Origin of the sequence: Streptomyces sp. NPDC001852, assembly GCF_042891825.1 — a bacterium.
GTDB lineage: Bacteria > Actinomycetota > Actinomycetes > Streptomycetales > Streptomycetaceae > Streptomyces.
The window spans coordinates 333,439-358,771 of sequence record NZ_JBIATN010000006.1 but is presented as its reverse complement, the minus strand read 5'-3'; the positions used below and the strand labels follow the sequence as shown (position 1 = coordinate 358,771).

The window sequence follows — 25,333 nt, the reverse complement described above, 5'->3', positions numbered from 1 at the left end:
CTTGCCGGGCAGAGGTGGGCCAGGGGCCCATGAGCCGCATGGAGGCAGGGGTGCAGGTGGAGGCTGACTCGGTGGCCGGTTCCGGGGCGCGGAAGCACGACCCGCGGCGCATCCTGCGGGACGAGACGCTGCTCGTCCTGGCGCTCTCGCTGGGCGCGAGCGGGGTCTCCGCGCTGATCAGCTTCATCGGCGCGGTCACCAAGCCGGGCGGTCTGAAGGACCAGGCGGCCACCCTCAACGCCTCCGCCGCACCCGGCCGCCCCTGGCTCGACCTGGCCTGGCAGCTGTTCGGCATCGCCACCGCGCTGGTCCCCGTCGCCCTGGTCGCCCACCTGCTCATGCGCGAGGGCGGCAGCCTGCGCACGCTGGGTTTCGACCGCACCCGGCCCTGGCCCGACCTGGGCCGGGGCGCCGGGGTCGCGGCGGTGATCGGCAGCACCGGGATCGCCTTCTACCTGGCCGCCCGCGGCCTCGGCTTCAACCTCACGGTCGTGCCCGAGGCGCTGCCCGACGTGTGGTGGAAGTTCCCGGTGCTGGTCCTGTCCGCCGTGCAGAACGCGGTCCTCGAAGAGGTCATCGTCGTCGGCTATCTGCTGCGCAGGCTGGGCCAGTTGGGCTGGACCCCGGGGACCGCGCTGGTCGCCAGCGCGGTCCTGCGCGGCTCGTACCACCTCTACCAGGGCGTCGGCGGCTTCATCGGCAACATGGTCATGGGCGTGGTGTTCGTGTACCTGTACCGCCGCTGGGGGCGGGTCGGTCCGCTGGTCGTCGCCCACTCCCTGCTCGACATCGGCGCGTTCGTCGGCTACGCCCTGCTCGCGGGCAGGGTGGGCTGGCTGCCGACTGCCTGAGGACCGGGGTCACGCGTGCAGTTCGCCCTCGATCACCGTGACCGCGCGGCCGGTGAGCAGGGTGCGTTCGCCGCGCAGGCCGGTGCGGACCAGACCGGTGCGGCGGGAGGCCTGCAGCCCGGTGAGGTCGTCGCGGCCCAGGCGGGCGGACCAGTGCGGGGCGAGCGCGGTGTGGGCGCTGCCGGTGACCGGGTCCTCGTCGATGCCGACGTTCGGGAAGAAGCAGCGGGAGACGAAGTCGTAGCCGCGGGACGGGTCGTCGGCGCGGGCCGTGGCGATGATGCCGCGCGAGGAGTAGGCGCCGAGGGCCTTGTGGTCCGGTGCGAGGCCCAGGACCGTCTTCTCGTCGGCCAGCTCGACCAGCAGGTCTCCGACGTTCGGGCCGGTGTCGAAGGCGGCGACCGGCTGCGCGCCGAGGGCCTCGGCGACCCCGGCCGGGATCTCGGCCGGGGTGAGCGGGGCCGTGGGGAAGTCGAGGGTGATCGAGCCGTCCGGGGCGGGCGTGGCGATGAGCACGCCGCTGCGGGTGGTGAACCGCACCTGGCCCTCGTGGGCGCCGGTGGTGTGCAGGACGTGGGCGGTGGCGAGCGTGGCGTGCCCGCACATGTCGACCTCGGCGACGGGCGTGAACCAGCGCAGCGCCCAGTCGGCCTCGCCGCCCTCGGGCAGCCGGCGGGCGAACGCGGTCTCGGCGTGGTTGACCTCCATGGCGATGTTCTGGAGCCAGTCGTCGTCCGGGAAGACGTCGTCCAGGAGCAGGACTCCGGCCGGGTTGCCGGCGAAGGGGCGGTCGGTGAAGGCGTCCACGATTCGAATGCGCATGGCGGCGACGCTAGTGCCGCGCCGGCCGCCGGCCCAAAGGCCAATTCACGAACCCTGGCCCGCGCCGCGCACGGTGGCGGCCCGCACCCCGGCCCAGGGGGCGAGTTGGGCGAGGCCGAACGCGGCCTCCAGCACCAGGAACGGCCACAGCACCGCGGGCCCGCCGTGCGCCAGCGCGTAGGCCTGCCACAGGGAGAAGAGGGCGCGGGCGGTGCCGTCGAGGAGCCCGTGCAGGGGGAGGGGCCGCACCACGCGCAGGACGGACCAGACGACCACGACCGAGCCCATCAGGTTGGCGTACAGGGTCTGCATGGGGGTGAGGGCCGGCATGGTGCCCAGACCGACCGCGTCGCCTCCGGCCGACAGCAGGTGGTGCAGCAGTGCGTAGGTCCACGGCGTGGCGAAACCGGCCGTGACGATCAGGTCGTACCAGCCGCTCGTGCGGACGAGGCGCAGATAGGCGGGGGCGGCAGGGGGCATGGGGGGCTCCTCGGGAGGGCTCGCTCGGGCGCCGCCCACGCTAAACAGCGGAGTACGCTCCAAGGTCAAGTCGACCTGCGTGCGGGGGAGTCATGCGCATCGGAGAACTGGCCGCGCGTACGGGGCTGTCGAAGGACACCCTTCGCTTCTACGAGAAGATCGGCCTGCTCGACGGCGACCGTCTCCCCAACGGGTACCGCGACTTCCCGCCGGAGACCGTGATCTGGCTGCGCTATGTGCGCACCGCTCAGGCGCTCGGCTTCACCCTGGCCGAGATCGCCCGGCACGGCGAGGAGCTGCGGGCGGCCCCCGACAGCGCCGAGGCCCTGTCCGCCCTGTTCGAGGACAAGATCCGGGTCATCGACGCGCGCATGGCCGAGCTCACCGCACTCCGCGCGGACCTGACCTCCCGCGTCGGCACCGGCTGCCCTCTGCGGGCGGCTGACCGGCCGTAGCACCCAAGGGCACCCCACTTGACTCGTCTCAGTGATTCCTCATGCCGTTTGTCGAGCAGCGAGGGCGACGGGTGGCGTGAGCTGGAGCACCGCCGCAACTCTGGTGACGGCGGGGGAGTCGACGGCCTTCCGGTTCGGACGGGAAGGGCGGTCAGACGAGGTAGTCCGCGCGTCCCTCGTCATCGAGTTCGAAGGGGCCTTCGGGGATGATGCAGAATTCATTGCCCTCGGGGTCCGCCATCACCAGGAACCCGCCGGCGTCGTACTCCTCCAGCCGGCGCCCGCCGAGCGCCTCGACACGTTCTTGCTCCGCAGGCGGGTTGGGTGAGGTGACGTCGAAGTGCATGCGGTTCTTCACCGACTTGGGCTCGCCGGTTCGCTGGAAGCCCAGGCCCAGACCGTTCTCGCGTTGCAGCCATACATAGGGTCCCATGCGGCCCACAACTGGCCGGCCAAGCAACTCGGACCAGAACGCCGCAAGCCGCTCAGGGTCAGCGGCATCGACGATCAGGGCATTGATCTGCACAGGTGAGTCCGCCATGCCCTGATCCTCTCAGGGCGCACAGGGCCGCTCGGCGTCGGTCGCCGATCTTCAGTGAGACCGGTCGAACTTCGCTGCGACAGGTCAGGGGACCCCGCTGCCGGGAAGGGCCTTGTCATGCGATCGGTTCCGATATATCGTTGAGCCATCGCGAAAGGTACGCGATACGGACGAGACAGATCATCGATGGAATGGAGTGATCGCCATGCGTACCCACGGATACGAGCGTGGACATGGGCACGACGGCCCCGGCTCGCGAGGCATGGGCGGATTCGACCGGGGGCGGGCCGCCTTCGGGCCCTTCGGCCCGGGTGGTCCGGGCTTCGGCCCCGGCGGCCCGGGTTTCGGTCCCGGCCCCTGGGGGCCCAGGGGGCGGGGTGGCCCGAGGGGGCGGGCGCGGCGCGGTGATGTGCGGGCCTCGATCCTGGCCCTGCTCAAGGACCGCCCCATGCACGGCTACGAGATGATCCAGGAGATCGCCGAACGCAGCGGCGGCGCGTGGAAGCCCAGCCCCGGCTCGGTCTACCCCACGCTCCAGCTCCTGGAGGACGAGGGCCTGATCGCCAGTGAGAGCGAGGGGGGCAAGAAGCTGTTCGCGCTCACGGAGGACGGGCGCGCCGCCGCCGACGAGGGTCCGGACGCCCCCTGGGAGGAGGCCTCCCGCGGGGTCGACTGGGAGGCCCTCGGCGAGATCCGGCAGGCCGGCTTCGGTCTGATGGAGGCCTTCAGCCAGGTCTGGAAGACCGGCAGCAAGGAACAGCGCGAAAAGGCGCTGGCCGTCATCAACGACGCCCGCAAGAAGCTGTACCTGATCCTCGCCGACGAGCACTGAGGCTCGTACGACGGTCGGACCAGCACTGAGGGCTCGTACGACGGTCCGGGCGCCCCGCGGAGCACCTCCGCGGGGCGCCTTCCCGTGTCCCGGCTCAGGCGACCAGGCCGGCCAGCTTGCGCAGCGACTCGTTCAGCGCGGCCGTCGCCGAGTCCTTCAGCTTGCCCGCCATCAGCGACACTGCGGCGCCGGTGAACTCGCCGTCGATCCGGACGGCCGTGGCGCCGCCGTCGGGCGTGAGGGTGTAGCGGGTGGCAACCGTCACCGCCATCGGGCCCTTGCCCCGGATGGCGAAGACGCGTGCCGGCTCCAGCTCCTCGATGGTCCAGTCGACCTCGGCCGGGAAGCCCATCAGCTTCATGTTCTCCTGGAAGGTCCCGCCCACGGCCAGCGTCTGAGGGCCCCCCTTGGGGAAGCTGGTGTGGGTGGCGTTCCACTCTCCGTACGACGACCAGTCGGTGAGCTGGGCCCACACCTTCTCGGCCGGTGCCTGGATGCGTGCCTCCGCGCTGACTTCGGCCATGCGACCACCCCTTCAGATCGGGCGTAGCGGGCTAGGGTGTCGCGGAACGTAGCCGCAGAGGCGCGAACATACAATACTGATGAACCGTCAGTTCCGCCGAATCTCCTCCGTAAGGATGAAATCCCGAACGCCGGCGTCCACTCCCCGTGGGACGCGAAGATGGTTCCCCTCGTGGATGACTCCGCCCGCTGAGGCTGATGGGGTGGGGGTTGTGCAACCCCGTACAACCCCCTGGACCGCCCATGACGAGGCGGCCGCGCACCCGGACGACGATGCCGTGCTCGGTGCCGAGCTGGCAGCGGTGGTCGCCGGTGCCCGCCGCAGGGCCGTCCGGGACGGGGACCGCCAGACCGACACCGCCCATCTGCTGCACTCCCTCCTGGAACACGACCCCGAGGTCCGCGCCGCCGTCGGCGGCCCGCAGCAACTCGCCCGGCTGCTCGGCTACCTCGTGCAGCGCAGCATCGGCTACGGGCTGCGCTGGCAGGGCAGCGTCGAGGACTCCGGCGCGCTCGCCGTCGTTCCCGCCGCGGCCGTCCCCCGTGCACGCGGGCCGAGGGACACCGCCGGCTGGTCGCCCACGGCCGCGACGGCCCTGGCCGACGCCCGCGAGCGGGCCCGGCTGCGCGGCGAGCCCCGCGTCAGCGGCATCGACCTGCTCGCCGCGCTCACCGCGGACCCGGCCTCGCGGGCCGTCGAGGTCCTCGAACGCGCGGGCGTCCGCGAGCTGAACACCCGGCTCGGACCCGGGACGGACCGAACCGGCCCCGGGGCGGACCGGATCGCAGCCGGCGTGGACGAGTACGCCGGCGACGGCGGTCCGGGCCGCTGACACCGGCGGAGACGTCCAGCCCCTGAGACAGGTGTCAACAGGGATGACGCTCATGTCGTGGCCTGTCATCATGTGCCGGTGCATACGTCAGAGAGCAGTCAGGGCAGCCGCGGCAAGGGCGTCGGGCTCGGTCTCGCGCTGGCCTCGGCGCTGGCCTTCGGCGGGTCAGGAGTGGCCGCCAAGCCGCTGATCGAGGCGGGACTCGACCCGCTCCACGTGGTCTGGCTGCGCGTGGCCGGCGCCGCCGTCGTCATGCTGCCCGTCGCCGTACGGCACCGCGCGCTGCTGCGCCGCCGTCCCGCGCTGCTCGCCGGGTTCGGACTGCTCGCCGTCGCCGGCGTCCAGGCCTGCTACTTCGCCGCCCTCTCCCGCATCCCGGTGGGCGTGGCGCTGCTCATCGAGTACCTGGCGCCCGCGCTGGTGCTCGGCTGGGTCCGGTTCGTGCAGCGGCGGCCCGTGACGCGCGCCGCGGCGCTCGGTGTGGTCCTCGCGGCCGGTGGACTCGCCTGCGTGGTGGAGGTCTGGTCAGGGCTGAGCTTCGACGCCCTGGGCCTGCTGCTCGCGCTCGGTGCCGCCTGCTGCCAGGTGGGCTACTTCGTCCTGGCCGACCACGGCGGCGACGCGGGGGACGAGGCACCCGATCCGCTCGGCGTCATCGCCTACGGCCTGCTCGTCGGTGCCCTCGCGCTGACGGTCGTCGCCCGCCCCTGGAGCATGCGCTGGTCGGTGCTGACCGGCTCCGCCGACATGAACGGCACCGCCGTACCGGCCCTCGCGCTGCTGGGCTGGATCGTGCTGGTCGCCACCGTCGTCGCGTACGTCACCGGGGTGCTGTCCGTGCGCCGGCTGTCGCCGCAGGTCGCCGGGGTCGTGGCCTGCCTGGAGGCGGTCGTCGCCACCGTGCTGGCCTGGGTGCTGCTCGGCGAGCACCTGTCGGCGCCCCAGGTGGCCGGCGGAGCGGTCGTCCTGGTCGGCGCGTTCATCGCCCAGTCCTCGACCCCCGCGAAGGGCTCCGCCGAGCCGGTCGCGGCCGGCGGCCTCGAAAGGGATGTGGCGCCCCGGGGCACGACTGCATAAGGTGCCGGTCATGCCGTCGAACGCACTCGTCCTTCCGCCCCCGGCCGCCTGAGGCGGGCCTCCGGGACCTCGGCCCGCGCAGTTGCGCCGGGCCGGACGGTGCTGCCCGCAGACGAAGTCCGCGCGCCCCGCTGGAGCGGGCCGCCCCCGAACTTCCGCACCTCCGGGTGCGTTTCTGCGGAAGAGTTTCCCTTGACGACGTCGAACGCTGCCTCTGGCCTGCCCGTCGGGCGTGGCCTGCTCTACCTGATCATCACCGGTGCCGCCTGGGGCACCGCCGGCGCCGCCGCCTCGCTGGTCTACCGGACCAGTGACATGGGCGCCTTCGGACTGTCCTTCTGGCGCTGCGCGCTGGGCCTGGTCCTGCTGCTCGCCGGACGCGGACTGCGCCCCCGGACCCGCCCGGCCGGCACCGAACCCCCGCTCCGCCGGGCCGGGAAGGTCCTCGCCACCGGCCTCGGCCTGGCGGTGTTCCAGACCGCCTACTTCGCCGCCGTGGACTCGACGGGCCTGGCCGTCGCCACCGTCGTCACCCTCGGCGCGGGTCCCGTCCTCATCGCGCTCGGCGCCCGGCTGCTGCTCGGTGAACGGCTCGGCGCCGGCGGGGTGATGGCGGTCGCCGGGGCGCTCGCCGGGCTGGCCGTGCTGACCCTCGGCGGCTCGGCCGCGACCGTACGGCCGACGGGCGTGCTCCTGGCACTCCTCTCGGCCGCGGGCTACGGCGCCATGACCCTGCTGACCCGCTGGTGGGGGAGGGGCGGAGGCACCGACGCCTCCGACACCACCGTCGGGGCCTTCGCGGTGACCGGCCTGTGCCTGCTGCCGTTCGCCCCGCACGAGGGCCTGCTCCCGCACACCGCCCACCCGGCACGGCTGTTGTGGCTGGTGCTCTACATCGCCGCGGTGCCCACGGCCCTCGCGTACGCCCTGTACTTCGCCGGGGCGGCCGTCGTACGGTCCGCCACCGTGTCCGTGGTCATGCTGCTGGAGCCGGTGACCGCGGCCGTGCTCGCCGTCGTCCTGCTCGGCGAGCGGCTCACGGCGACCACCGCGGCCGGCACCCTGCTCCTGCTCGGGGCGGTCGCGGGCCTCGCGGTGAGCGAGGCCCGCGCGGCCGGCGGCGGGGAATCGGCCCCTGTGTGACTCCCGGCCGGTCCTACCGGGCCTTGAGGTAGTCCGGCAGTTCGATGCCCGGCGCCAGGTCGGCGTTGCGGACCGGGGTCGCGTAGCCCTTCTGGAGCGGGACGACGCCGGCCCAGTGCGGCAGGGCGAGGTCCTCCGGCTCGTCGTTCGCGCCGCCGGTGCGGACCTTGGCCGAGACCTCGTCCAGGTCCAGCCGGATCACCGCGGTGGCGGCCAGCTCCTTCTTGTTCGCGGGCCGGGAGTCGGCGGCGCGGCCCGGCACGACATGGTCCACCAGCGCGTCCAGGGCCAGCCGCCGCTCCTCGGGGTCGGTGACCTGGCGCGCGATGCCGTGCACCACCACCGAGCGGTAGTTGATGGAGTGGTGGAAGGCGGAGCGGGCCAGCACCAGCCCGTCCACGTGGGTGACCGTCAGGCACACCGGCAGGCCCGGGTCGGTCTCGCCGGTCATCCGCAGCGGGCGGGAACCGGTGGAGCCGTGCACGTACAGCCGCTCGCCGACCCGGCCGTACAGGGTCGGCAGCACCACGGGGGCGCCGTCGCGGACGAAGCCGAGGTGGCAGACGTACCCCTCGTCGAGTATCGCGTGCACCAGTTCCCTGTCGTACGACGCCCGGTCCGCGGAGCGGGTGGGCACGGTGCGGTCGGTCGGGGTGTAGGCGGCGGCCTGGGTTTCCTCGGTCGTCCCCTGCATGACGGTTCCTCCATCGACGAGCAACGGCGATTCTGGCGGATCTGGCGGATCTGGCGGATCTGGCGGAGAACATTGCACTAGTGCATAATGTTCTTTGTGCTAGGAGAGTATCCCATCGAAGGGCGCGGCGCAGCCGAGATCGCGGCCAGCGTCGAGCGGGCCGTCGGCGCCGGTGCGCTGCGGCCGGGCCAAGTCCTGCCTCCCATGCGGGAGTTGGCGAGCCGGCTGGGTGTGAACCCGAACACCGTGGCGGCCGCCTACCGCACCCTGCGCGAGCGCGGGGTCATCGAGACGGCCGGCCGCCGGGGCAGCCGGGTCCGGGCCAAGCCGGCCACCACCGGCCGCGAGGAACTGCGTGTGGAGGTCCCCGCCGGGGGCCGCGACCTGGCGGCCGGCAACCCCGACCCGGCCCTGCTGCCCCGCCTGGCCCCGGCCCTCGCCGCGGCGGCGGAGGAGGGCGATCTGGGGCCCGTCCTCTACGGCGGTGACCCGGTCGACCCGGAGCTCATCCGCATGGCCCGCGCGGAACTCGACGCCGACGGCGTACCGGAGGGCCCGCTGACCGTGATGTCCGGCGCCCTCGACGCCATCGAGCGCGTCCTCGCCGCGCACCTCAGACCGGGCGACGCGGTCGCCGTCGAGGATCCCGGCTGGGGCAGCGTCCTCGACCTGGTCCCCGCGCTGGGCCTGCGCACGTTCCCGGTCGGCATGGACGACGACGGACCGCGCCCCGACGACCTGCGCCGGGCCCTGGAGTCCGGGGCCCGCGCGCTGATCGTCACCGACCGCGCGCAGAACCCGACCGGCGCCTCGGTGACCGCCCCACGCGCGCGTGCCCTGCGCGCGGTCCTGCGCGAGCACCCGCGAACCCTGCTGATCGAGGACGACCACGGCCACGGCATCGTCGACCTCCCGCTGCACCCCCTCGCGGGAGTCACCGACCACTGGGCCGTGGTCCGTTCCGCCTCCAAGGCCTACGGTCCCGACCTGCGCGTGGCCGTCGTCACCGGCGACCCGGTCACCGTCGACCGGGTGCGCGGCCGCCAGCGCCTGGGTCCCGGCTGGGTGAGTCTGCTGCTGCAGCGCGCCGTGGTCCGGCTGTGGAGGGAGGGCGCGGTGGACCGGGCGGCGGTGGCGAAGGCGTACGGCTCCCGCAGGGACGCGCTGGTGGACGCGCTCGCGGAACGGGGAGTCGTCGCCCACGGCCGCAGCGGCATGAACGTATGGGTACCGGTCCCCGACGAGACGGGTGCGGTGGCCCGGCTGCTGCAGGCGGGCTGGGCCGTCGCACCCGGGGCCCGCTTCCGCCTGAACAGCGGACCGGCGATCCGCGTCACGATCTCGACGCTCGGCGAGGAGGACATCGCCCCCCTGGCCGACGCGGTGGCGGCAGCGGTACGACCGTCTCCGGCACGCGTGTACGGCTGAGGGCGAGTGGGCGAGGGGCGGCGGGGCCTCCCTCTCAGGCGCCCTTCTTCCCCCGAACCTGGGTGAGCGCCGCCCCCGCCAGCACGATCAGCGCCCCCACCGGCGTCGTCCACCGCAACGACTCCCCGAGGATGGCCACACCCGCACCCGTGGCGATGACGGGAATGAAGTACGTGACCATCTGTGCGGTGGTCGGTCCGACCTCGGCGACCAGGCCGTACTGAATGAGGACCGCCAGCCCCGTGCCCAGCGCACCCAGTGTGGCGATCGCCAGCAGCGGAACGAGCGAGAAATGCGCGGGGAAGCTGGTGAACAACGGCGTCACGACGGCCAGTTGAAGCGCTGCGAGCAACAGCTGCCCGCCCGTCATCGACAGATGCGAGTTCCCGGTTCCGGCCAGCGTCCGCCGGACGTAGATCCAGCCGACGGGGTAGCTCAGCGAGGCCAGCAGCGCCATCGCCGTACCCGTGGCGTCCAGGCCGTGGAAGCCCTGCCACGCGCCCAGGACCGTCAGCACCCCGAGGAAGCCGAGGCCGAGGCCGGCCACACGGACGCGCGTCGGCCGGTCCTCGGAGAGGGCGACCAGGGACAGGGCCATGCCCCACAGGGGCGAGGTGGCGTTGCAGATGCCGGCCAGGGTGGACGGGATCGTCAGCTCGGAGTAGGCGAAGAGGGAGAACGGCAGGGCGTTCAGGAAGAACGCGGCGACGGCCATGTGGCCCCACAGCCGGGCCCCGCGCGGCAGCCTCTCCCGCTTGACCGCCATCGTCGCCGCCAGTACCGCCGTACCGAACACCAGACGTCCGAGGGTGACCTGGAAGGGCGCGTAGCCCTCCGTGCCCACCTTGATCAGCAGGAAGCTGAAGCCCCAGATCAGGGACAGGGCGCCGAAGCGGAGCCGCCAGTCGAGGCGGGCGCGGGGACGGGCGGGGGCGGGGGACTGGGTTCGGGGTGCGGTGACCGTGCTCATGGTCTCCACGATGCTGGAGACGACCTCGTAGCACAATCGAGATTTCTCACCTGGTATCTCGTAGAATCACTTACATGTTGAACCTGGAGCGCCTGCGTACCCTGGACGCCCTCGCCCGGCACGGCTCGGTCAGCGCCGCCGCCGACGCGCTGCACGTCACCACCTCCGCCGTGTCCCAGCAGCTGGGCAAGCTGGAGCGCGAGATCGGCCAGCAGCTGCTGGCCAGGAACGGTCGCGGGGTGCGGCTCACGGACGCCGGCCGGCTGCTGGCGGAGCACGCGGCGCGCATCCTCTCGCAGGTCGAGCTCGCCGAGTCCGACCTGGAGGCGCATCGCGGGCAGGTCGTCGGCGAGCTCAGGCTGTCCGCGTTCCCGACCGCCGCGCGCGGACTCTTCCCGGTCGCGCTCGGCGCGCTGCGGGCCGGGCATCCCGGGCTGCGCGTGCGTTCCAGCGAGCTGGAGCCGGAGCAGGGCATCGCGGGTGTGGTCCGGGGTGATCTCGATCTCGCAGTGGTCCTGGACTGGTACAACAAGCCGATGCCCGTGCCCGACGGCCTGGTCAAGGCGCCCCTGCTGGACGATCCGGCCGAGGTCGCCATGCCGGTCGGGCACCGGCTCGCCGGCCGGGACGAGGTGGACCTCACCGAGTTCGCCGAGGACGAGTGGATCACCTGGGGCGAGGGCGAGTTCTGTCACGAGTGGCTGATGTTCACGCTGCGGTCCAAGGGCGTCGAGCCGATCGTCGGCCACCGCGCGGGCGAGACCCACACCCAACTCGGCCTGGTCGCCGCGGGCCTGGGCGTGTGCATCGCGCCGCTGCTGGGCCGGCACCCGGTGCCGGAGGGCGTGGTCCTCGTGCCGCTCAGGCAGCGGGTGCGCCGGCACGTGTACGTCATCTGGCGGGCCGACGCCGACCGCCGCCCGTCGATCCGGGCGGCGGTGGACGCCCTGCGCACCGCCGCACAGAAGGTCGGCTGAGCCCTACAGCGCCCCCAGCTTGGTGAAATCCCAGGAGACGATCTTCTCCGGGGTCAGCCGCGCCCAGGCGTGGCGGCCGTCGTGCGGCATCTCGTCCAGGCCGAAGTTCTTCCGCGCGAACAGCGTCTCGGGCGTGTCGAGTTCGGCGCACAGCTCCCCGGTGCGGGGCGCCTCGCCCACGAACTCGACCCGGCCGGACAGCTCGACGCCGCGCAACTGGTCGTACTCCTCGCCCGAGTCGACCACGACGGCCACCCGCGGATCCCGGCGCAGCTGCGCCCAGCGCCTGCTGCGCACCACCGAGTACAGCCACAGCGAGGTGCCGTCCCAGGCGAACCACAGCGCGCTGACGTGCGGTGCGCCGTCGGCCGAGACGGTGGCGACCCGGCAGGTGCGCTGGGCGGTCAGGAACGCGTCCAGCTCGCCCGGCGTCATCATGATCTTCCGGCCCCGGCGCTGCTCCGTCACGGTCATACGGCCCCCTCTTCTCCCACGTCGTGTCGGCGAACTATCGTGTCCTGGCGATCCTCTGACAGTTCGTCAGAAAAGGAAACGGGTATGCCGCCGTACGAACAGCTCAGCGAACTCCTCGACCCCGTGAGCACCGTTCTGCTCACCGTGGAGTGCCAGCAGGGGGTCGTCGGACCGGACAGCGCCCTGCCGGAACTCGCCCGCGAGGCCCGCTCCTCCGGCGCGCTGCGCAACGTGGCCCGGCTGGTCGCCGCCGCCCACGAGGCCGGTGTCCAGGTCGTCCACGCGATCGCCGAGCGCCGACCGGACGGCCGGGGCGCGAGCCGCAACGCCCGGCTGTTCCGGGCCGCCGAACGGCTTGCGGTGCAGCAGCTGAGCGGCAGCACGGCGGTGCGGGTCGCGCCGCCGATCGAGGTCGCCGAGGAGGACCTCGTGGTACGCCGGCTGCACGGCCTGTCCCCGATCCACGGCACCGACGTCGACGCCCTGCTGCGCAACCTCGGCTGCCGCACGCTGATCGTCACCGGTGTCTCCGCCAATGTGGCGATACCCAACGCGGTGTTCGACGCGGTGAACCTGGGCTACACCGTCGTCGTTCCGGCCGACGCCGTCGCGGGGGTACCGGCCGAGTACACCCCCGCGGTGATCAGGCACACCCTCGCGCTGGTCGCCACGGTCCCGACCACCGACGAGGTGCTCGGCTGTCTCGAACGGCCGCGCGGGCGAGCCTGAGACGGCTCAGGCCAGCTTGATCTCGTCGCCGGAGACGGTGATCTTCGCCGCGGGCAGCGGCTGGGTCGCGGGACCCTGCTTCACGCTGCCGTCGTCGGCGGAGAAGTGGCTGTTGTGACACGGGCACACGATCACGCCGTTCGCCACGCTGCCCACGGCACACCCCTGGTGGGTGCACTTGGACGAGAAGGCCTTGTACTGGCCCGCTGCCGGCTGGGTGACGACGACACCCTGGTCCTTGAAGATCTTGCCGCCGCCCTCGGGGATGTCCGAGGTCTTGGCGAGGGCGGTGCCACCGGCCGAACCGCCGCCGTTCTGCGACGCGCCCGTGGAGCCGGTGCTCCCCGTCGACCCGGTGGAACCGGTCGAGCCGGAGGAACCGGACCCGGTGTTCGCCGTGTCCGACGAGTTGTCGCCCGAACCGCAGGCGGTCAGCGCGGCGGCGAGTCCCGCAGCTCCGGCCGCCGCCACGAGGGTACGGCGGGCCGGTCCGGCATGGGGCTGGGGCGATGCGCTGGTCATGTGGGGTTCCCTTCCGCGGAGCTTCTCGTGATCCGTCCAGGGGTACGGCGCCCGGACGCCACCCGTTCAGACGGGCATCCAGATCGATCCTTGCGGTGCGGGCATGAGACGGCCGTAAGCCACAGCTCTCGGACTGCTGTGAGCCCGCTGTCGCGCCATCCGCCGAACCTGTCGTCCCCACCACGTCAAGCCGGTCGGCCGTGCCCCAGTAACCTGGGGCGATGCTCAAGGAAGTCACCGCGACCCGCTACATCACGCCGTTGCGTGAGGGGGGCTCGCTGCCGGGGCTCGTCGAGGCCGACGACTTCGGGACCTACGTCCTGAAGTTCACCGGTGCCGGACAGGGCCGCAAGACGCTCGTCGCCGAGGTGGTGTGCGGCGAACTCGCCCGCCGCCTCGGATTCCGGATGCCCCGGCTGGTCACGGTCCAACTGGACTCCGTCCTCGGCCTCGGCGAACCCGAACTGCAGGTGCAGGACCTGCTCAGGTCCAGCGGTGGCACCAACCTCGGCATGGACTTCCTCTCCGGCGCCCTCGGCTACGACCCGCTCGCCTTTCCGGTGAGCCCCGGGGAGGCCGGCCGGATCGTCTGGTTCGACGCGCTGATCAACAACGTGGACCGGTCCTGGCGCAATCCCAATCTCCTGGTGCACCGCGGCGGACTGTGGCTCATCGACCACGGCGCGACGATGATCTGGCACCACAACTGGCCCTCCGCCGAATCCTCCGCGGCCCGCCCCTACGACGCCTCCGACCACGCCCTCGCCCGCTTCGCCCCGGACGTCCGGGCCGCCGCCGGCTCCCTCGCCCCCCTCGTCACCGAGGACCTGCTCGCCGAGGTCACCGCCGAGATCCCGGACGCCTGGCTCACCGGCGAGCCCGGCTTCGACACCCCGGACGACCTGCGCCGGGCCTACGCACGGCCGCTGCTCGCGCGGGCGGCAGTGGTCCACGAACGCATCACCGGCATCGAGGGGACCAAGTGAGCGAGACCCACATCCACATGGCCGGCCATGTCACCGAGCGGCACATCACGCGGGCGGGCCAGGGCGGCGACCGGGACGTCTTCGAGTACGCGCTGCTCAGGGTCGTACCGCGCGTGGAGCGCGGGGAGTGCATCAACGCCGGCGTCGTCGTCTACAGCCGCGCGCGGGCCTATGTCGGCGCCCGCACCCACCTGGACGAGGCCCGGCTGCTCGCGCTGGACCCGGAGGCGGACGTGGCCGGGATCGGGGCGGCGCTCGGCGCGATCGAGCGGCACTGCGCGGGCGGCGAGGAGGCCGGCCAGGCGGCCGGGGACGACGCCGGGCGCCGCTTCCGCTGGCTGATCGCGCCCCGCTCCACGGTCGTCCAGCCCGGCCCCGTGCACACCGGCCTGACCACCGACCCGGCGGCCGAGACGGAACGGTTGCTGGACCTGTTGGTGAGGTAATGGATCACACGCACCCGGTGTGCCGTTGACACCGGGTGCCAGGGCTTCTAGCGTCACGTGTGCTGAAGGTACTAAGCGGTCGCTCACCGCACCGACAAGGTCCCCGAAGGACCTGACGGGTTCTCTCAAGGGCGAGGAGAAGCAGCAATGTCCACCACTGAACAGCGGGTCGCGGTAGTCACCGGCGCGGCGCGTGGCATCGGCGCCGCCACCGCCGTACGGCTGGCCGCCGAGGGCCGCGCGGTCGCCGTGATCGACCTCGACGAGGCCGCCTGCAAGGACACCGTCGAGAAGATCACCGCCGCCGGCGGCAAGGCGATCGCGGTCGGCGCCGACGTCTCCGACGAGGCGCAGGTCGAGGCGGCCGTCGCCCGGATCGTCGACGAGCTCGGCGCCCCGACGATCCTGGTCAACAACGCGGGCGTACTGCGCGACAACCTGCTGTTCAAGATGAGCGTCTCGGACTGGGACACCGTCATGAACGTCCACCTGCGCGGCTCGTTCCTGATGACCAAGGCCGTCCAGAAGCACATGGTCGACGCGGGCTGGGGCCGTGTCGTCAACCTGTCCTCCTCCTCGGCGCTCGGCAACCGCGGCCAGGCCAACTACTCCGCCGCCAAGGCGGGCCTGCAGGGCTTCACCAAGACGCTCGCCATCGAGCTGGGCAAGTTCGGCATCACCGCCAACGCGGTCGCCCCCGGCTTCATCGCCACCGAGATGACCAAGGCCACCGCCGACCGCGTCGGCATGGGCTTCGACGACTTCAAGAAGGCCGCCGCCACCCAGATCCCCGTGCAGCGCGTCGGCGAGCCCGAGGACATCGCCAACGCCATCGCCTTCTTCACCGGCGAGGCGGCCGGCTTCGTCTCCGGCCAGGTGCTGTACGTCGCCGGCGGACCGCTCAACTGAGGGAACAGGTACATGACTTCCGCTGAACTCCCCGAGCTCTCGGGCAAGGTCGCACTCGTCACGGGCGCCAGCCGCGGCATCGGCTACGGCATCGCCGAGGCGCTGGTCGCCCGCGGCGACCGCGTGTGCATCACCGGCCGCAACGAGGACGCGCTGAAGGAGGCCGTCGACAAGCTCGGCTCGGACCGCGTCATCGGCGTCGCCGGCAAGGCGCACGACCTGGCCCACCAGGCCGAGGCCGTCGAGCGCACCATGGAGGCCTTCGGCCGCCTGGACTTCCTGGTCAACAACGCGGGCACCAACCCGGTCTTCGGCCCCATCGCCGACCTCGACCTGGACGTGGCCCGCAAGGTCTTCGAGACCAACGTGATCTCCGCGCTCGGCCTCGCCCAGAAGACCTGGCACGCCTGGCAGAAGGACAACGGCGGTGCGATCGTCAACATCGCCTCGATCGCGGGCCTCGCGCCCTCGCCGTTCATCGGCGCCTACGGCGTCAGCAAGGCCGCGATGATCAACCTGACCCAGCAGCTGGCGCACGAGTTCGCGCCGAAGGTGCGGGTCAACGCGATCGCCCCGGCCGTGGTCAAGACCAAGTTCGCGCAGGCCCTCTACGAGAACCGGGAGGAGGAGGCGGCCGCCGCCTACCCCCTCGGCCGGCTCGGCGTCCCCTCCGACATCGGCGGGGCCGCCGCCTTCCTCACCTCCGGGCAGTCCGACTGGATCACCGGTCAGACGCTCGTCGTGGACGGCGGCATGTTCCTCAACGCCGGCGTGCACTGAGCCACCTTCCGGGCGCCGATTTTCGGACGGATCGGCGCCCGGAACGCCCGGTGGAATCCGCACAGCGGACTGACAACGTCGTCATCGCGAAATCGATCAAGAAGCCCCTTTTTCCGGGGAGGTTCAGGGCGCCGGACGCTGCGGTATGGTCTGCCGACCCTTGGTATGGCAGATCGAGGAGCGTGCGCGTGTTCAACCGGAACCGATTCCTGCGGAGAGTCGCGGCGATCGCGTCCATGTCCCTGGTGGCCGGCTGCGGCCTGCTCTCCGACAACAGCGGCGACAGCAAGGGCCCGATCGTCGTGGGTACCACCAGCGCCCCCAGCACGCTGGACCCCGCCGGCGCCTATGACGGCTCCTGGGAGCTGTACCGGAACATCTTCCAGACGCTCCTCGCCTACCCCAACGGTGCCACCACGCCCCAGCCCGACGCCGCCCAGAGCTGCTCCTTCGCCGACTCCTCCAGCCGCACCTTCCGCTGCACCCTGCGCGCGGGCCTGAAGTTCGCCGACGGCAACCCGCTGAACGCCCAGGCCGTCAAGCAGTCCATCGACCGCATCCGCACGATCAACGCCCCCGGCGGACCCGCGCCGCTGCTCGGCAGCCTGGACCGGGTGCAGGCGCTCGGCGACCGCGAGCTCGTCTTCCACCTCAACCAGCCCGACGCCACCTTCCCGTTCGTGCTGGCCACCCCCGCCATGTCGATCGTCGACCCGGACGACTACCCCGCGCGCTCCCTGCGCAAGGACGACCAGGTCTACGGCTCGGGGCCGTACAAGGTCCAGTCCTACGAGGAGGGCAAGCAGGCCGTCCTCGTCGCCAACGGCAACTACCAGGGCTTCGCCAAGCGGCAGAACGACGCGGTGACCATCCGCTACTTCCAGGACTCGGCCGAGATGGTCAAGGCGCTGCGGGACAAGCAGATCGACGTCACCTACCGCGGCCTCGCCGCCGACGACATCCTCGCCCTCCAGCAGCACGCCACCAGCAACCTGCAGCTGGTCGACGGCTCCGGCGTCGACATCAGCTACCTGGTGTTCAACCCCAAGGACCCCTGGGCCAAGGAGCCGGCCGTCCGCAAGGCCGTCGCCCAGATCGTCGACCGGGGCGCCATCGCCCACAAGGTCTACAAGGACACGGTCGACCCGCTGTACTCGATGGTCCCCAAGGGCCTGACCGGACACACCACCGGCTTCTTCGACGACTACGGCGACCCGAGCGTCCCCAAGGCCCGCAAGATCCTCTCCGACGCGGGCATCCACCAGCCCGTCCCGCTCACCCTCTGGTACACCACCGACCGCTACGGCTCCGAGACCGCGTTGATGTTCCAGGAGCTGAAGCGGCAGCTGGAGGCCTCCGGCCTGTTCACGATCACGCTCAAGAGCCGCCCCTGGAAGACCTATGTGGTCGGCTACCAGAACGGCGAGTACCCGGTGTTCGGCCGCGGCTGGTTCCCGGACTTCCCCGACGCGGACAACTTCATCGCCCCGTTCGTCGGCGAGCACAACGCGCTGGGTACGCCCTACCCGTCCAAGGAGATCACCGGCCAGTTGCTGCCCCACTCGCGGGCGGAGAGCGACCGCGCCCAGACGGTCAAGGACATGGAGCAGGCTCAGCAGATCATGGTGGACGACGCCCGGCTGATCCCGCTGTGGCAGGGCCGTCAGTTCATCGCGGCCAGCGAGGACATCTCGGGCGGCGAGCAGGCCCTCGACCCGTCGACGATCATGATGATGTGGGCACTCCACCGCAAGACCAGCTGGTGATGTTCGGCGAACCGGCCTTCTCATGCCGGTTGTCAGTGGTCGCCTGTAGGTTCTGAGGCCTGGAAGTGACCACACGCCGTAGTTGATCCACATCGTGAGGACGTTGACGTGACCGACATCGCCATGCTGCCCGAGTCCTGGCGCGGGGTTCTGGGCGACGAGCTGCAGCAGCCCTACTTCAAGGAGCTGACCGAGTTCGTCGAGGAGGAGCGGGCGAAGGGCTGCGTCTACCCGCCGCGCGAGGAGGTCTTCGCCGCGCTGGACGCGACGCCGTACGAGCAGGTCAAGGTCCTCGTCCTGGGCCAGGACCCGTACCACGGCGAGGGCCAGGGCCACGGCCTGTGCTTCTCGGTCCGTCCGGGCGTGAAGACCCCGCCCTCCCTGCGGAACATCTACAAGGAGATGAGGGAGGAGCTGGACCTGCCGGTCCCGGACAACGGCTATCTGATGCCGTGGGCCCGGCAGGGCGTGCTGCTGCTGAACGCGGTGCTGACGGTGCGGGCCGGCGAGGCGAACTCGCACAAGGGCAAGGGCTGGGAGAAGTTCACCGACGCGGTGATCCGCGCGGTGGCCTCCCGCCCCGACCCGGCGGTCTTCGTCCTGTGGGGCAACTACGCGCAGAAGAAGCTGCCGCTGATCGACGAGGAGCGGCACGTCGTGGTCAAGGGCGCCCACCCCTCGCCGCTGTCCGCGAAGAAGTTCTTCGGCTCCCGCCCGTTCACCCGGATCAACGAGGCGATCGCCGCGCAGGGACACGAGCCGATCGACTGGCGGATCCCCGACCTGGGCTGAGGGCGGCGCCTCGAAGGGGCGCGGGGCCGTATCGACATGCGGCTCCGCCGCGTGGGCACGACCCGCCACGACGAGCCCCCAGCCGACCATCTGCCGATCGCACCACGGCGCCGCCTGCCGGGTTATCCCGGCGGCGCCGTTTAGCGTCAGCACCACACAACGGTCGACAGCCCGGAGGGCCCCGTGGCGGAGCAACAGGAGCAGGCGGCACCGGATGCCCTGCTGACGCGGATCGGGCAGGTCGTGATGCTGCACCACGGCGGTGACCGCGAGGAGGCCCGCAGCCGCTTCCTGAACCTGTGGGCGGAGATCGGCGAGGACGGCGACCCGCTGCACCGCTGCACCCTGGCCCACTATCTCGCCGACACCCAGGAGGACCCGGAGGCCGAACTCGCCTGGGACCTCCGGGCGTTGTCGGCGGCGGAGGAGCGGGGCGCTCCGCTGAGCGTGCGGGGGTTGTTTCCCTCGCTCCATCTCAATCTTGCCGCCGACTACGTGAAGCTGGGCCGGGACGAGGCCGCCCGCAGTCATCTGTGCCGGGCCCGTGAGTTCGCTGCCGCTCTGGCCGACGACGGGTACGGCGATGGGGTGTGGGCGGCCATCGGGCGGCTGGAGCTGCGGCTGGGCGACTAGGGCCTGTCTGACAATTCCCGTCTGCCGCGCGACGCCATGCACGCACTCTCGCCGCACCGGCCCCAGACCCAAGTACGTCCAGTACGAGGGTCTGGGGCCGGCACTCCCCCAGCCTTCGGCCGGGGGGACCCCCAGAGCACGCACCTGACGCCGCGCGGCCGCCCTTCGGGCGACGACGCGAATTGTCAGACAGGCCCTAGCGCCGGGCTGCTTGTCAGTGGCCGTATGCCCGCTCGCAGATCTCCGCCTCCGGGCTGTCCGTGCGCCAGCCGCCGTACTGCCTGCCGAGGGCGCACACGTCCGGTGTCTTCGGGGCTGCCCTCGACGGGTCCGGGACGGTGCTGCGGGAGTGCCGGGGCGGCTCGGGGTAGGCGTGGTGGCTCGGGGGAGCCGGTGGGCGGTGTACGACCCGGGGTGGCCCGGTCGGGTGGTCCGGGGACGCGGGAGGCCTGGGGCTCGGATGCCGGGACGGCCCCGTCATCTCCAGTGCCTCCTGCGCCGGTGCCTGCACCGAGCGGGGTTTCGTGCTGCCGTCCGGCCGGGGTGCCGTCGGGAGCGAGGGGGCCGTGTCCCTCTGCGGCGCGGGTGTCGCGGGGCGCGGTACCGTCACACAGCCGGAGAGGGCCGAGACGGCCACGGTGACCAGGAGCGCTGCGGTGGTCGTCGTTCGATGCACCCGGTCAACTCTGCTGGTTCGGCGGCCGGGTTGGCGGCAGGGAGCCGAGGTTGATGCCCCCGCACGGGTGATCTCGTGCCCCGTACGGAGGGTTCCGGTGCACAGGGGCTGACGTTCAGCCGCCGGTGGCGCCGTCGATGCGCTCGCGGATCAGGTCGGCGTGGCCGTTGTGCCGGGCGTACTCCTCGATCATGTGGGTGTAGATCCAGCGAAGGGTGAACGGCTCGTCTCTGAACCGGCTCCTTCCCTTGGACAGGTCGTCGAGCTCGAAGCCGGCCGCGTTCCGCCGGGCGATCTCGATCTCCGCCTGCCAGGTCGTGTACGCCTCCTGCCAGGTGTCGGCCTCCGTGAGATGGAACTCGCCGTCCCGGTCCTCCTCCGTGTAGTAGATCGGGCCGGGGTCGTCGCCCACCAGCACCTTGCGGAACCAGCCGCGCTCGCACTCGGCCAGGTGCCGCACCAGCCCCATGAGGGACAGCTCGGAGGGTGGCACGGACGCGGTCCGCAGCTGCTCGTCGGTCAGTCCCTCGCACTTCCAGGCCAGCGTCCGGCGGTGGTAGTCCAGCCAGCCCTCCAGCATGGCGCGTTCACCGGCGGTCGGGGCGGGCTCTCGGCGTTCGGTCGTCATGCCCGTATCCTCGCCGAACAACATGCCCTCCACCAGGGATTTTTCACCGGCCCAGCATCCCCGTGAGCAGTTCCCGCAGGCCCTTGCGGATCTCCTCCAGACCCGGTTCCTCGGCGCTGAACGAACCCGCCGCGCAGGAGAACATCAGCCCGTCCGCCCAGGCGACCAGGGACAGCACATGCCGGGCCGGGTCGGTCGATCCCACCGCGGTGAGGAGTGCGGCCAGTTGCTCCTTGAAGACGGCGCCGGCGCGGTCGTAGAAAGCGCGCAGCTCGGGGCGGCGGGTGGCCTCCAGGGCGAGTTCGTAGCGGGCGATCAGCAGGTCGCGGCCCCGGGTCAGGGAGCGGTGCAGGGCCAGGGCCAGCCCGTCGGCCAGCGCGTCTGCTCCGCCGCTCGGATCCGGCAGCTCCGCCGGGGCCAGCACCCGGGCCTCGCGCTCGGCGTGCCGTCGTACGGCCAGTTCCAGCAGGGCCTGCCGGGTGCGGGCCACGTTCGACGTCGAGCCCGGCGGCAGCCCCGCCGTCTCGTCCACCGCCCGGTGCGTCAGCCCGCGCATCCCGCGCTCGGCGAGCAGGGCGAGGGCGGCGTCGGCGACGAGGTCGGCGCGGGAGGCGCTGGGGGTGCGTACGGCCATGAGGTGACCCTATCTGTCTCACTACGGCTGTAGTAGAGTCGCGTGTACTACAGGTGTAGTCCATCGGGGTTCGGGAGGAACCATGGCCGAGTCGGACCGGGCGATCGTCATCGGCGGCGGCATCGGAGGGCTGGCCGCGGCGGCGGCCCTGCACCGCAGGGGCTGGGGCGTCACCGTGCTGGAGCGGGCCCGCTCCCTGGAACCGGTCGGTGCGGCCATCTCGCTCGCCCCCAACGCCCTGCGTGCCCTGGACGTGCTCGGCATCGGCGAGGAGATCCGCGACCTCGCCGCCTGGCAGGGTGACGGCGGGCTGCGCACCGCGCGCGGGCGCTGGCTGTCCCGCTCCAGCGCCGAGGCGGCCGCCGCCCGCTTCGGCGGCCCCCTGGTCCTGCTGCCCCGCGCCACCCTGGTCGACCGCCTCGCTGCCCTGCTCCCGGCCGGTGCCGTCCGCACCGCGGCGGCCGCCACCCTCGCCGATCCCGGGGACGGCCGGCGGCCCGCCCGGGTCGGCACCGGCGACGAGGAACTGGAGGCCGAGCTGGTGGTCGGCGCCGACGGCATCAACTCCCGTGTGCGCACCGCCCTGTTCCCGGACCATCCCGGCCCGGAGTACGCGGGGTTCACCACCTGGCGGATGCTGATCCCGGTGCCCGGCGTGGACTTCGCCCCGCACGAGACCTGGGGCCGGGGCCGCATCTGGGGCACCCACCCGCTCAAGGACGGCCGCGTCTACGCCTACGCGGCGGCCATGACCCCCGCCGGCGGACGGGCACCCGACGACGAGAAGGCCGAACTCCTGCGCCTCTTCGGCGACTGGCACGATCCGATCCCTGCCGTGCTCGCCGCCGCCCGCCCCGAGGACGTGCTCCGGCACGACGTCCACCACATCGTCACGCCCCTCCCCGCCTACCACGCGGGCCGGGTGGCCCTGCTCGGCGACGCCGCCCACGCCATGCCGCCGACCCTCGGCCAGGGCGGCAACCAGGCCATCGAGGACGCTGTCGTCCTCGCCCACCACAGCCGCGACCTCGGCGCCTACACCGCCGCCCGGCTGCCGCGCACCACCGCGATCACCCGCCAGGCCGTCAGGGCCGCCCGCCTGAACATGGCCGCCAGCCCCGCCGTCGTCGCCGTACGCGACACCGTGATCGCGGCCCTCTCGAAGGCCGCACCCGCGCTGCTCCTGCGCGGCTTCGACGGCATCGCCGACTGGCGGCCCCCGTATGCTGCCGGAGAGACAATCGAGCGGTAGGGGACAGGCACGTGAAGGTCGGCTGCATCGGACTCGGGGACATCGCGCAGAAGGCGTACCTGCCGGTGCTGGCCATGCAGCCGGGGGTCGACCTCCACCTCCAGACCAGGACCCCCGCCACCCTCGACCGGATCGCGGACAGCCTGCACCTGCCCGCCGGCCGGCGGCACACCACGCTCGACACCCTGCTCGGCGCCGGACTCGACGCGGCCTTCGTGCACGCGCCGACCGCCGTCCACCCCGAGATCGTCACCCGGCTGCTCCAGGCGGGCGTACCGACGTACGTGGACAAGCCGCTCGCCTACGAACTCGCCGACTCCGAGCGGCTGGTGGGCCTCGCAGAGGAGCGCGGGGTCACCCTGTTCGTCGGCTTCAACCGACGGTACGCGCCCGGGTACGCACAGTGCCTGGAACACCCGCGCGAGCTGATCCTCATGCAGAAGAACCGCATCGGGCTGCCCGAGGAACCGCGCTCGATGATCCTGGACGACTTCATCCACGTCGTCGACACCCTCCGGTTCCTGGTGCCCGGCCCGGTCGACGACGTCACCGTGCGCGCCCGCGTCGAGGACGGGCTGCTGCACCACGTCGTGCTCCAGCTCGGCGGGGACGGCTTCACCGCGCTCGGCGTGATGAACCGGCTCAGCGGCTCCGCCGAGGAGATCCTCGAGGTCTCCGGGCAGGACACCAAGCGTCAGGTGCTCAACCTCGCCGAGGTGATCGACCACAAGGGCCAGCCCACGGTGCGCCGCCGCGGCGACTGGGTGCCGGTGGCCCGGCAGCGCGGCGTCGAGCAGGCGGTCCTCGCCTTCCTCGACGCCGTGCGCGCCGGGAAGGTGCTCAGTGCCCGGGACGCGCTGGCGACCCATGAACTGTGCGAGCGGGTGGTACGAGCGGTTGGGGACCGCCGCGCCGCAGCCTGAGCGCCCGCGCGCTCTCGAAGGCGCACAGCGCCGCCAGCACCAGCAGCGCGCCGTGCACCGGCCAGTCGCCGTAACGCACGTACGGCGTGATGCCGTGTGCGAGCGGTACCTCGTACACCCGGGCGGTGCTCGCGTCGGTGCCGAGCCACGGACCGAGCCGCTCGCCGCCCGGACCGTACACGGCCGACACACCGGTGAGGGTCGCGTGCACCATCGGGCGGCCGGTCTCGGCGGCCCGCAGCGCGGCGAGCGAGGCGTGCTGCTCCGGCGCCCAGCTGCCCTGGAAGGTGGACGTGGCGGACTGTCCGAGCAGGACCTCGGCGCCGTCCTCCGCCAGATGCCGGCTCATGTCGGGGAACGCGGTCTCGAAGCAGATCAGCGGGCCGATCCGCAGCCCGTGCCCGACGTTCATCACGACCTGCTCGCTACCGCGCCCGCGGTCCTCGCCGGCCGCCTTGCCGACCGAGGTGGCCCAGCCGAGGAGCGAGCGGGCCGGTATGTACTCGCCGAAGGGCACGAGCCGCATCTTGTCGTACCGGTCGCCGGTCGGGCCGTCCGGACCGATCAGCACCGAACTCTTGTAGATCCCGGACCGGTCGGAGCGGCGGGCGTCCACGTTCACCAGCACGTCCGCGCCGGTCTCGCGGGACAGGGCGGCGATCCGCCGGGCCAGGTCGGGGCGGTCGCGCAGGTCGTATCCGACGCTGGACTCGCCCCACACGACCAGATCGAGGTCCTGCCCGGCGAGCCGCCTGGTCAACTGCTCCTCGCGGTCGAGCCGTTTCTCGACGCTGTCATGCCCGTCCACGATCCCGGGCTGTACGACGGCGATCCGCACCCGCCCGTCGACCTCCGGGCGCGGCGCCCAGGCCCACACGGCCGAGGTCGCGGCGGCCGTGGCGACCAGCGAGGCCACGGCCGGGACACGGGCCTCGCGCACGGACGTCAGCACGGCCGCCGCCACGTTGACGGCCACGACCAGAAAGCTCAGCAGCCACACTCCGCCGACCGATGCCAGCCGCAGTGCCGGCGCCACCTGCCACTGGCTGGCGCCCAGCATGCCCCACGGCCCGCCCAGCCCCTGCCAGGACCGGACCAGTTCCACCATCAGCCAGCCGGACGGCAGTACCAGCAGCGCGGCGGTACACCGGCCCGGCGTCGGCCGCCCGCCCAGGAAGCGGCGCACCAGCCAGCCCCAGGGCGCCCACAGCACGCCCAGCAGGACGGCTATCAGGAAGATGAACACGTGCAGGCTCGGCAGCAGCCAGTGGTGCACGGCCACCAGGAGGCCGAAGCCGCCGCTCCAGCCGTCGTACGCCGCGCGGCGCCCGCTCGGGGCCGAGCGGGCCAGCAGGATCCAGGGGACCAGGGCGACATACGCGAACCACCACAGCGACGGCGCGGGGAACGCGAGCACGGGGAGAGCACCGGCCAGGGCCGCGATGCCGGAACGCCGCCAAGGAGAGGCGAGCCAGTGGTCGATCGTCCTCATGTGGGCCCTCCCTACCCTGCGCTGATTCCAGTGTGCGCGTCCGGGGCGATCTAGGACAGGGGGCAT

General features: G+C 72.3%; 30 protein-coding genes. 18 read left to right on the top strand and 12 right to left on the bottom strand.

Annotated elements, in window-relative coordinates; genetic code table 11:
• Positions 1-50: 50 nt before the first annotated feature.
• Positions 51-851: a CPBP family intramembrane glutamic endopeptidase gene (locus tag ACFYZB_RS13735; protein ID WP_388758126.1), complete on the top strand. Its 801-nt coding sequence runs from the start codon at positions 51-53 to the stop codon at positions 849-851.
• Positions 852-860: 9 nt separating this feature from the next.
• Here the strand turns inward: ACFYZB_RS13735 and ACFYZB_RS13730 are convergent, their stop codons facing one another.
• A complete protein-coding gene (locus tag ACFYZB_RS13730) occupies positions 861-1,673 on the bottom strand; it encodes a PhzF family phenazine biosynthesis protein (RefSeq protein ID WP_388758066.1) in 813 nt (270 codons plus the stop codon).
• 45 nt (positions 1,674-1,718) lie between these two features.
• The gene (locus ACFYZB_RS13725) at positions 1,719-2,153 is read right to left on the bottom strand and encodes a hypothetical protein (RefSeq protein WP_388758064.1); all 435 of its coding nucleotides are present in this window, start codon (positions 2,151-2,153) and stop codon (positions 1,719-1,721) included.
• A 92-nt stretch (positions 2,154-2,245) separates the two neighbouring features.
• Between ACFYZB_RS13725 and ACFYZB_RS13720 the strand changes: the two genes are divergently transcribed.
• The gene (locus ACFYZB_RS13720; protein WP_388758062.1) at positions 2,246-2,608 is read left to right on the top strand and encodes a MerR family transcriptional regulator; all 363 of its coding nucleotides are present in this window, start codon (positions 2,246-2,248) and stop codon (positions 2,606-2,608) included.
• A 151-nt stretch (positions 2,609-2,759) separates the two neighbouring features.
• Here ACFYZB_RS13720 and ACFYZB_RS13715 read toward each other — a convergent pair whose 3' ends face one another.
• Entirely contained in the window at positions 2,760-3,149 is a 390-nt protein-coding gene (locus ACFYZB_RS13715) for a VOC family protein (RefSeq protein ID WP_388758060.1), read from the bottom strand.
• 205 nt (positions 3,150-3,354) lie between these two features.
• Here ACFYZB_RS13715 and ACFYZB_RS13710 point away from each other — a divergent pair, with 205 nt between their 5' ends.
• Positions 3,355-3,981, top strand: a complete 627-nt coding sequence (locus tag ACFYZB_RS13710) for a PadR family transcriptional regulator (protein WP_388758058.1) — start codon at positions 3,355-3,357, stop codon at positions 3,979-3,981.
• A gap of 94 nt (positions 3,982-4,075) precedes the next feature.
• Here ACFYZB_RS13710 and ACFYZB_RS13705 read toward each other — a convergent pair whose 3' ends face one another.
• Positions 4,076-4,504: an SRPBCC family protein gene (locus ACFYZB_RS13705; protein WP_351205138.1), complete on the bottom strand. Its 429-nt coding sequence runs from the start codon at positions 4,502-4,504 to the stop codon at positions 4,076-4,078.
• Between the two features lie 211 nt (positions 4,505-4,715).
• On the opposite strand from ACFYZB_RS13705, the gene ACFYZB_RS13700 reads away from it, so the two are divergent.
• The 3 genes from ACFYZB_RS13700 (at position 4,716) to ACFYZB_RS13690 (ending at position 7,556) form a co-directional block, all read left to right on the top strand.
• Positions 4,716-5,336 (top strand): Clp protease N-terminal domain-containing protein, encoded by a 621-nt coding sequence (locus tag ACFYZB_RS13700; protein ID WP_388758056.1) that lies wholly within the window; start codon positions 4,716-4,718, stop codon positions 5,334-5,336.
• Between the two features lie 72 nt (positions 5,337-5,408).
• Positions 5,409-6,413 (top strand): DMT family transporter, encoded by a 1,005-nt coding sequence (locus ACFYZB_RS13695; RefSeq protein WP_388758124.1) that lies wholly within the window; start codon positions 5,409-5,411, stop codon positions 6,411-6,413.
• 192 nt (positions 6,414-6,605) lie between these two features.
• A complete protein-coding gene (locus ACFYZB_RS13690; protein ID WP_388758054.1) occupies positions 6,606-7,556 on the top strand; it encodes a DMT family transporter in 951 nt (316 codons plus the stop codon).
• A 13-nt stretch (positions 7,557-7,569) separates the two neighbouring features.
• On the opposite strand, the gene ACFYZB_RS13685 is transcribed toward ACFYZB_RS13690, so the two are convergent.
• A complete protein-coding gene (locus ACFYZB_RS13685) occupies positions 7,570-8,250 on the bottom strand; it encodes a pyridoxamine 5'-phosphate oxidase family protein (protein ID WP_388758052.1) in 681 nt (226 codons plus the stop codon).
• 96 nt (positions 8,251-8,346) lie between these two features.
• On the opposite strand from ACFYZB_RS13685, the gene ACFYZB_RS13680 reads away from it, so the two are divergent.
• On the top strand, positions 8,347-9,678 hold the full coding sequence (locus ACFYZB_RS13680; protein ID WP_388758050.1) for an aminotransferase class I/II-fold pyridoxal phosphate-dependent enzyme: 1,332 nt from the start codon (positions 8,347-8,349) through the stop codon (positions 9,676-9,678).
• 34 nt (positions 9,679-9,712) lie between these two features.
• Here the strand turns inward: ACFYZB_RS13680 and ACFYZB_RS13675 are convergent, their stop codons facing one another.
• Positions 9,713-10,648, bottom strand: a complete 936-nt coding sequence (locus ACFYZB_RS13675; protein ID WP_388758048.1) for a DMT family transporter — start codon at positions 10,646-10,648, stop codon at positions 9,713-9,715.
• Positions 10,649-10,722: 74 nt separating this feature from the next.
• On the opposite strand from ACFYZB_RS13675, the gene ACFYZB_RS13670 reads away from it, so the two are divergent.
• A complete protein-coding gene (locus ACFYZB_RS13670; protein ID WP_388758046.1) occupies positions 10,723-11,625 on the top strand; it encodes a LysR family transcriptional regulator in 903 nt (300 codons plus the stop codon).
• 3 nt (positions 11,626-11,628) lie between these two features.
• Here ACFYZB_RS13670 and ACFYZB_RS13665 read toward each other — a convergent pair whose 3' ends face one another.
• Positions 11,629-12,099, bottom strand: coding sequence for a pyridoxamine 5'-phosphate oxidase family protein (locus ACFYZB_RS13665; RefSeq protein WP_388758044.1), 471 nt, complete (start codon positions 12,097-12,099; stop codon positions 11,629-11,631).
• 84 nt (positions 12,100-12,183) lie between these two features.
• Between ACFYZB_RS13665 and ACFYZB_RS13660 the strand changes: the two genes are divergently transcribed.
• Positions 12,184-12,828: a cysteine hydrolase gene (locus ACFYZB_RS13660; RefSeq protein ID WP_351205122.1), complete on the top strand. Its 645-nt coding sequence runs from the start codon at positions 12,184-12,186 to the stop codon at positions 12,826-12,828.
• Positions 12,829-12,834: 6 nt separating this feature from the next.
• Here the strand turns inward: ACFYZB_RS13660 and ACFYZB_RS13655 are convergent, their stop codons facing one another.
• Positions 12,835-13,350: a Rieske (2Fe-2S) protein gene (locus ACFYZB_RS13655; RefSeq protein ID WP_388758041.1), complete on the bottom strand. Its 516-nt coding sequence runs from the start codon at positions 13,348-13,350 to the stop codon at positions 12,835-12,837.
• Positions 13,351-13,571: 221 nt separating this feature from the next.
• On the opposite strand from ACFYZB_RS13655, the gene ACFYZB_RS13650 reads away from it, so the two are divergent.
• The 7 genes from ACFYZB_RS13650 (at position 13,572) to ACFYZB_RS13620 (ending at position 19,662) form a co-directional block, all read left to right on the top strand.
• A complete protein-coding gene (locus ACFYZB_RS13650; RefSeq protein ID WP_388758039.1) occupies positions 13,572-14,336 on the top strand; it encodes a HipA family kinase in 765 nt (254 codons plus the stop codon).
• Positions 14,333-14,782 carry a DUF3037 domain-containing protein gene (locus tag ACFYZB_RS13645; protein WP_351205116.1) on the top strand — a complete coding sequence of 150 codons (450 nt, stop codon included), beginning with the start codon at positions 14,333-14,335 and terminating at the stop codon, positions 14,780-14,782. Before ACFYZB_RS13650 ends, ACFYZB_RS13645 begins: the two co-directional genes overlap by 4 nt.
• 147 nt (positions 14,783-14,929) lie before the next feature.
• The gene (gene fabG / locus ACFYZB_RS13640) at positions 14,930-15,691 is read left to right on the top strand and encodes a 3-oxoacyl-ACP reductase FabG (protein ID WP_351205114.1); all 762 of its coding nucleotides are present in this window, start codon (positions 14,930-14,932) and stop codon (positions 15,689-15,691) included.
• A 12-nt stretch (positions 15,692-15,703) separates the two neighbouring features.
• On the top strand, positions 15,704-16,471 hold the full coding sequence (locus tag ACFYZB_RS13635; protein WP_388758036.1) for an SDR family oxidoreductase: 768 nt from the start codon (positions 15,704-15,706) through the stop codon (positions 16,469-16,471).
• A 188-nt stretch (positions 16,472-16,659) separates the two neighbouring features.
• Positions 16,660-18,237 (top strand): ABC transporter substrate-binding protein, encoded by a 1,578-nt coding sequence (locus ACFYZB_RS13630; RefSeq protein WP_388758034.1) that lies wholly within the window; start codon positions 16,660-16,662, stop codon positions 18,235-18,237.
• A 108-nt stretch (positions 18,238-18,345) separates the two neighbouring features.
• The gene (gene ung, locus ACFYZB_RS13625; RefSeq protein WP_388758032.1) at positions 18,346-19,029 is read left to right on the top strand and encodes a uracil-DNA glycosylase; all 684 of its coding nucleotides are present in this window, start codon (positions 18,346-18,348) and stop codon (positions 19,027-19,029) included.
• Between the two features lie 183 nt (positions 19,030-19,212).
• A complete protein-coding gene (locus ACFYZB_RS13620) occupies positions 19,213-19,662 on the top strand; it encodes a hypothetical protein (RefSeq protein WP_388758030.1) in 450 nt (149 codons plus the stop codon).
• A gap of 214 nt (positions 19,663-19,876) precedes the next feature.
• Here ACFYZB_RS13620 and ACFYZB_RS13615 read toward each other — a convergent pair whose 3' ends face one another.
• From ACFYZB_RS13615 to ACFYZB_RS13605, 3 genes are all read right to left on the bottom strand, one after another.
• The gene (locus ACFYZB_RS13615; RefSeq protein WP_388758028.1) at positions 19,877-20,338 is read right to left on the bottom strand and encodes a hypothetical protein; all 462 of its coding nucleotides are present in this window, start codon (positions 20,336-20,338) and stop codon (positions 19,877-19,879) included.
• Between the two features lie 115 nt (positions 20,339-20,453).
• Positions 20,454-20,966 (bottom strand): DinB family protein, encoded by a 513-nt coding sequence (locus tag ACFYZB_RS13610; protein WP_351205102.1) that lies wholly within the window; start codon positions 20,964-20,966, stop codon positions 20,454-20,456.
• 43 nt (positions 20,967-21,009) lie between these two features.
• Positions 21,010-21,600: a TetR/AcrR family transcriptional regulator gene (locus ACFYZB_RS13605; RefSeq protein WP_388758026.1), complete on the bottom strand. Its 591-nt coding sequence runs from the start codon at positions 21,598-21,600 to the stop codon at positions 21,010-21,012.
• 82 nt (positions 21,601-21,682) lie between these two features.
• On the opposite strand from ACFYZB_RS13605, the gene ACFYZB_RS13600 reads away from it, so the two are divergent.
• Together ACFYZB_RS13600 and ACFYZB_RS13595 are read left to right on the top strand one after the other, a co-directional pair.
• On the top strand, positions 21,683-22,852 hold the full coding sequence (locus ACFYZB_RS13600; RefSeq protein ID WP_388758024.1) for an FAD-dependent monooxygenase: 1,170 nt from the start codon (positions 21,683-21,685) through the stop codon (positions 22,850-22,852).
• 11 nt (positions 22,853-22,863) lie between these two features.
• Entirely contained in the window at positions 22,864-23,775 is a 912-nt protein-coding gene (locus tag ACFYZB_RS13595; protein WP_388758023.1) for a Gfo/Idh/MocA family protein, read from the top strand.
• On the opposite strand, the gene lnt is transcribed toward ACFYZB_RS13595, so the two are convergent.
• The gene (gene lnt, locus ACFYZB_RS13590; protein WP_388758021.1) at positions 23,693-25,267 is read right to left on the bottom strand and encodes an apolipoprotein N-acyltransferase; all 1,575 of its coding nucleotides are present in this window, start codon (positions 25,265-25,267) and stop codon (positions 23,693-23,695) included. The two genes, ACFYZB_RS13595 and lnt, sit on opposite strands and share 83 nt — an antisense overlap.
• Positions 25,268-25,333 lie beyond the last annotated feature (66 nt).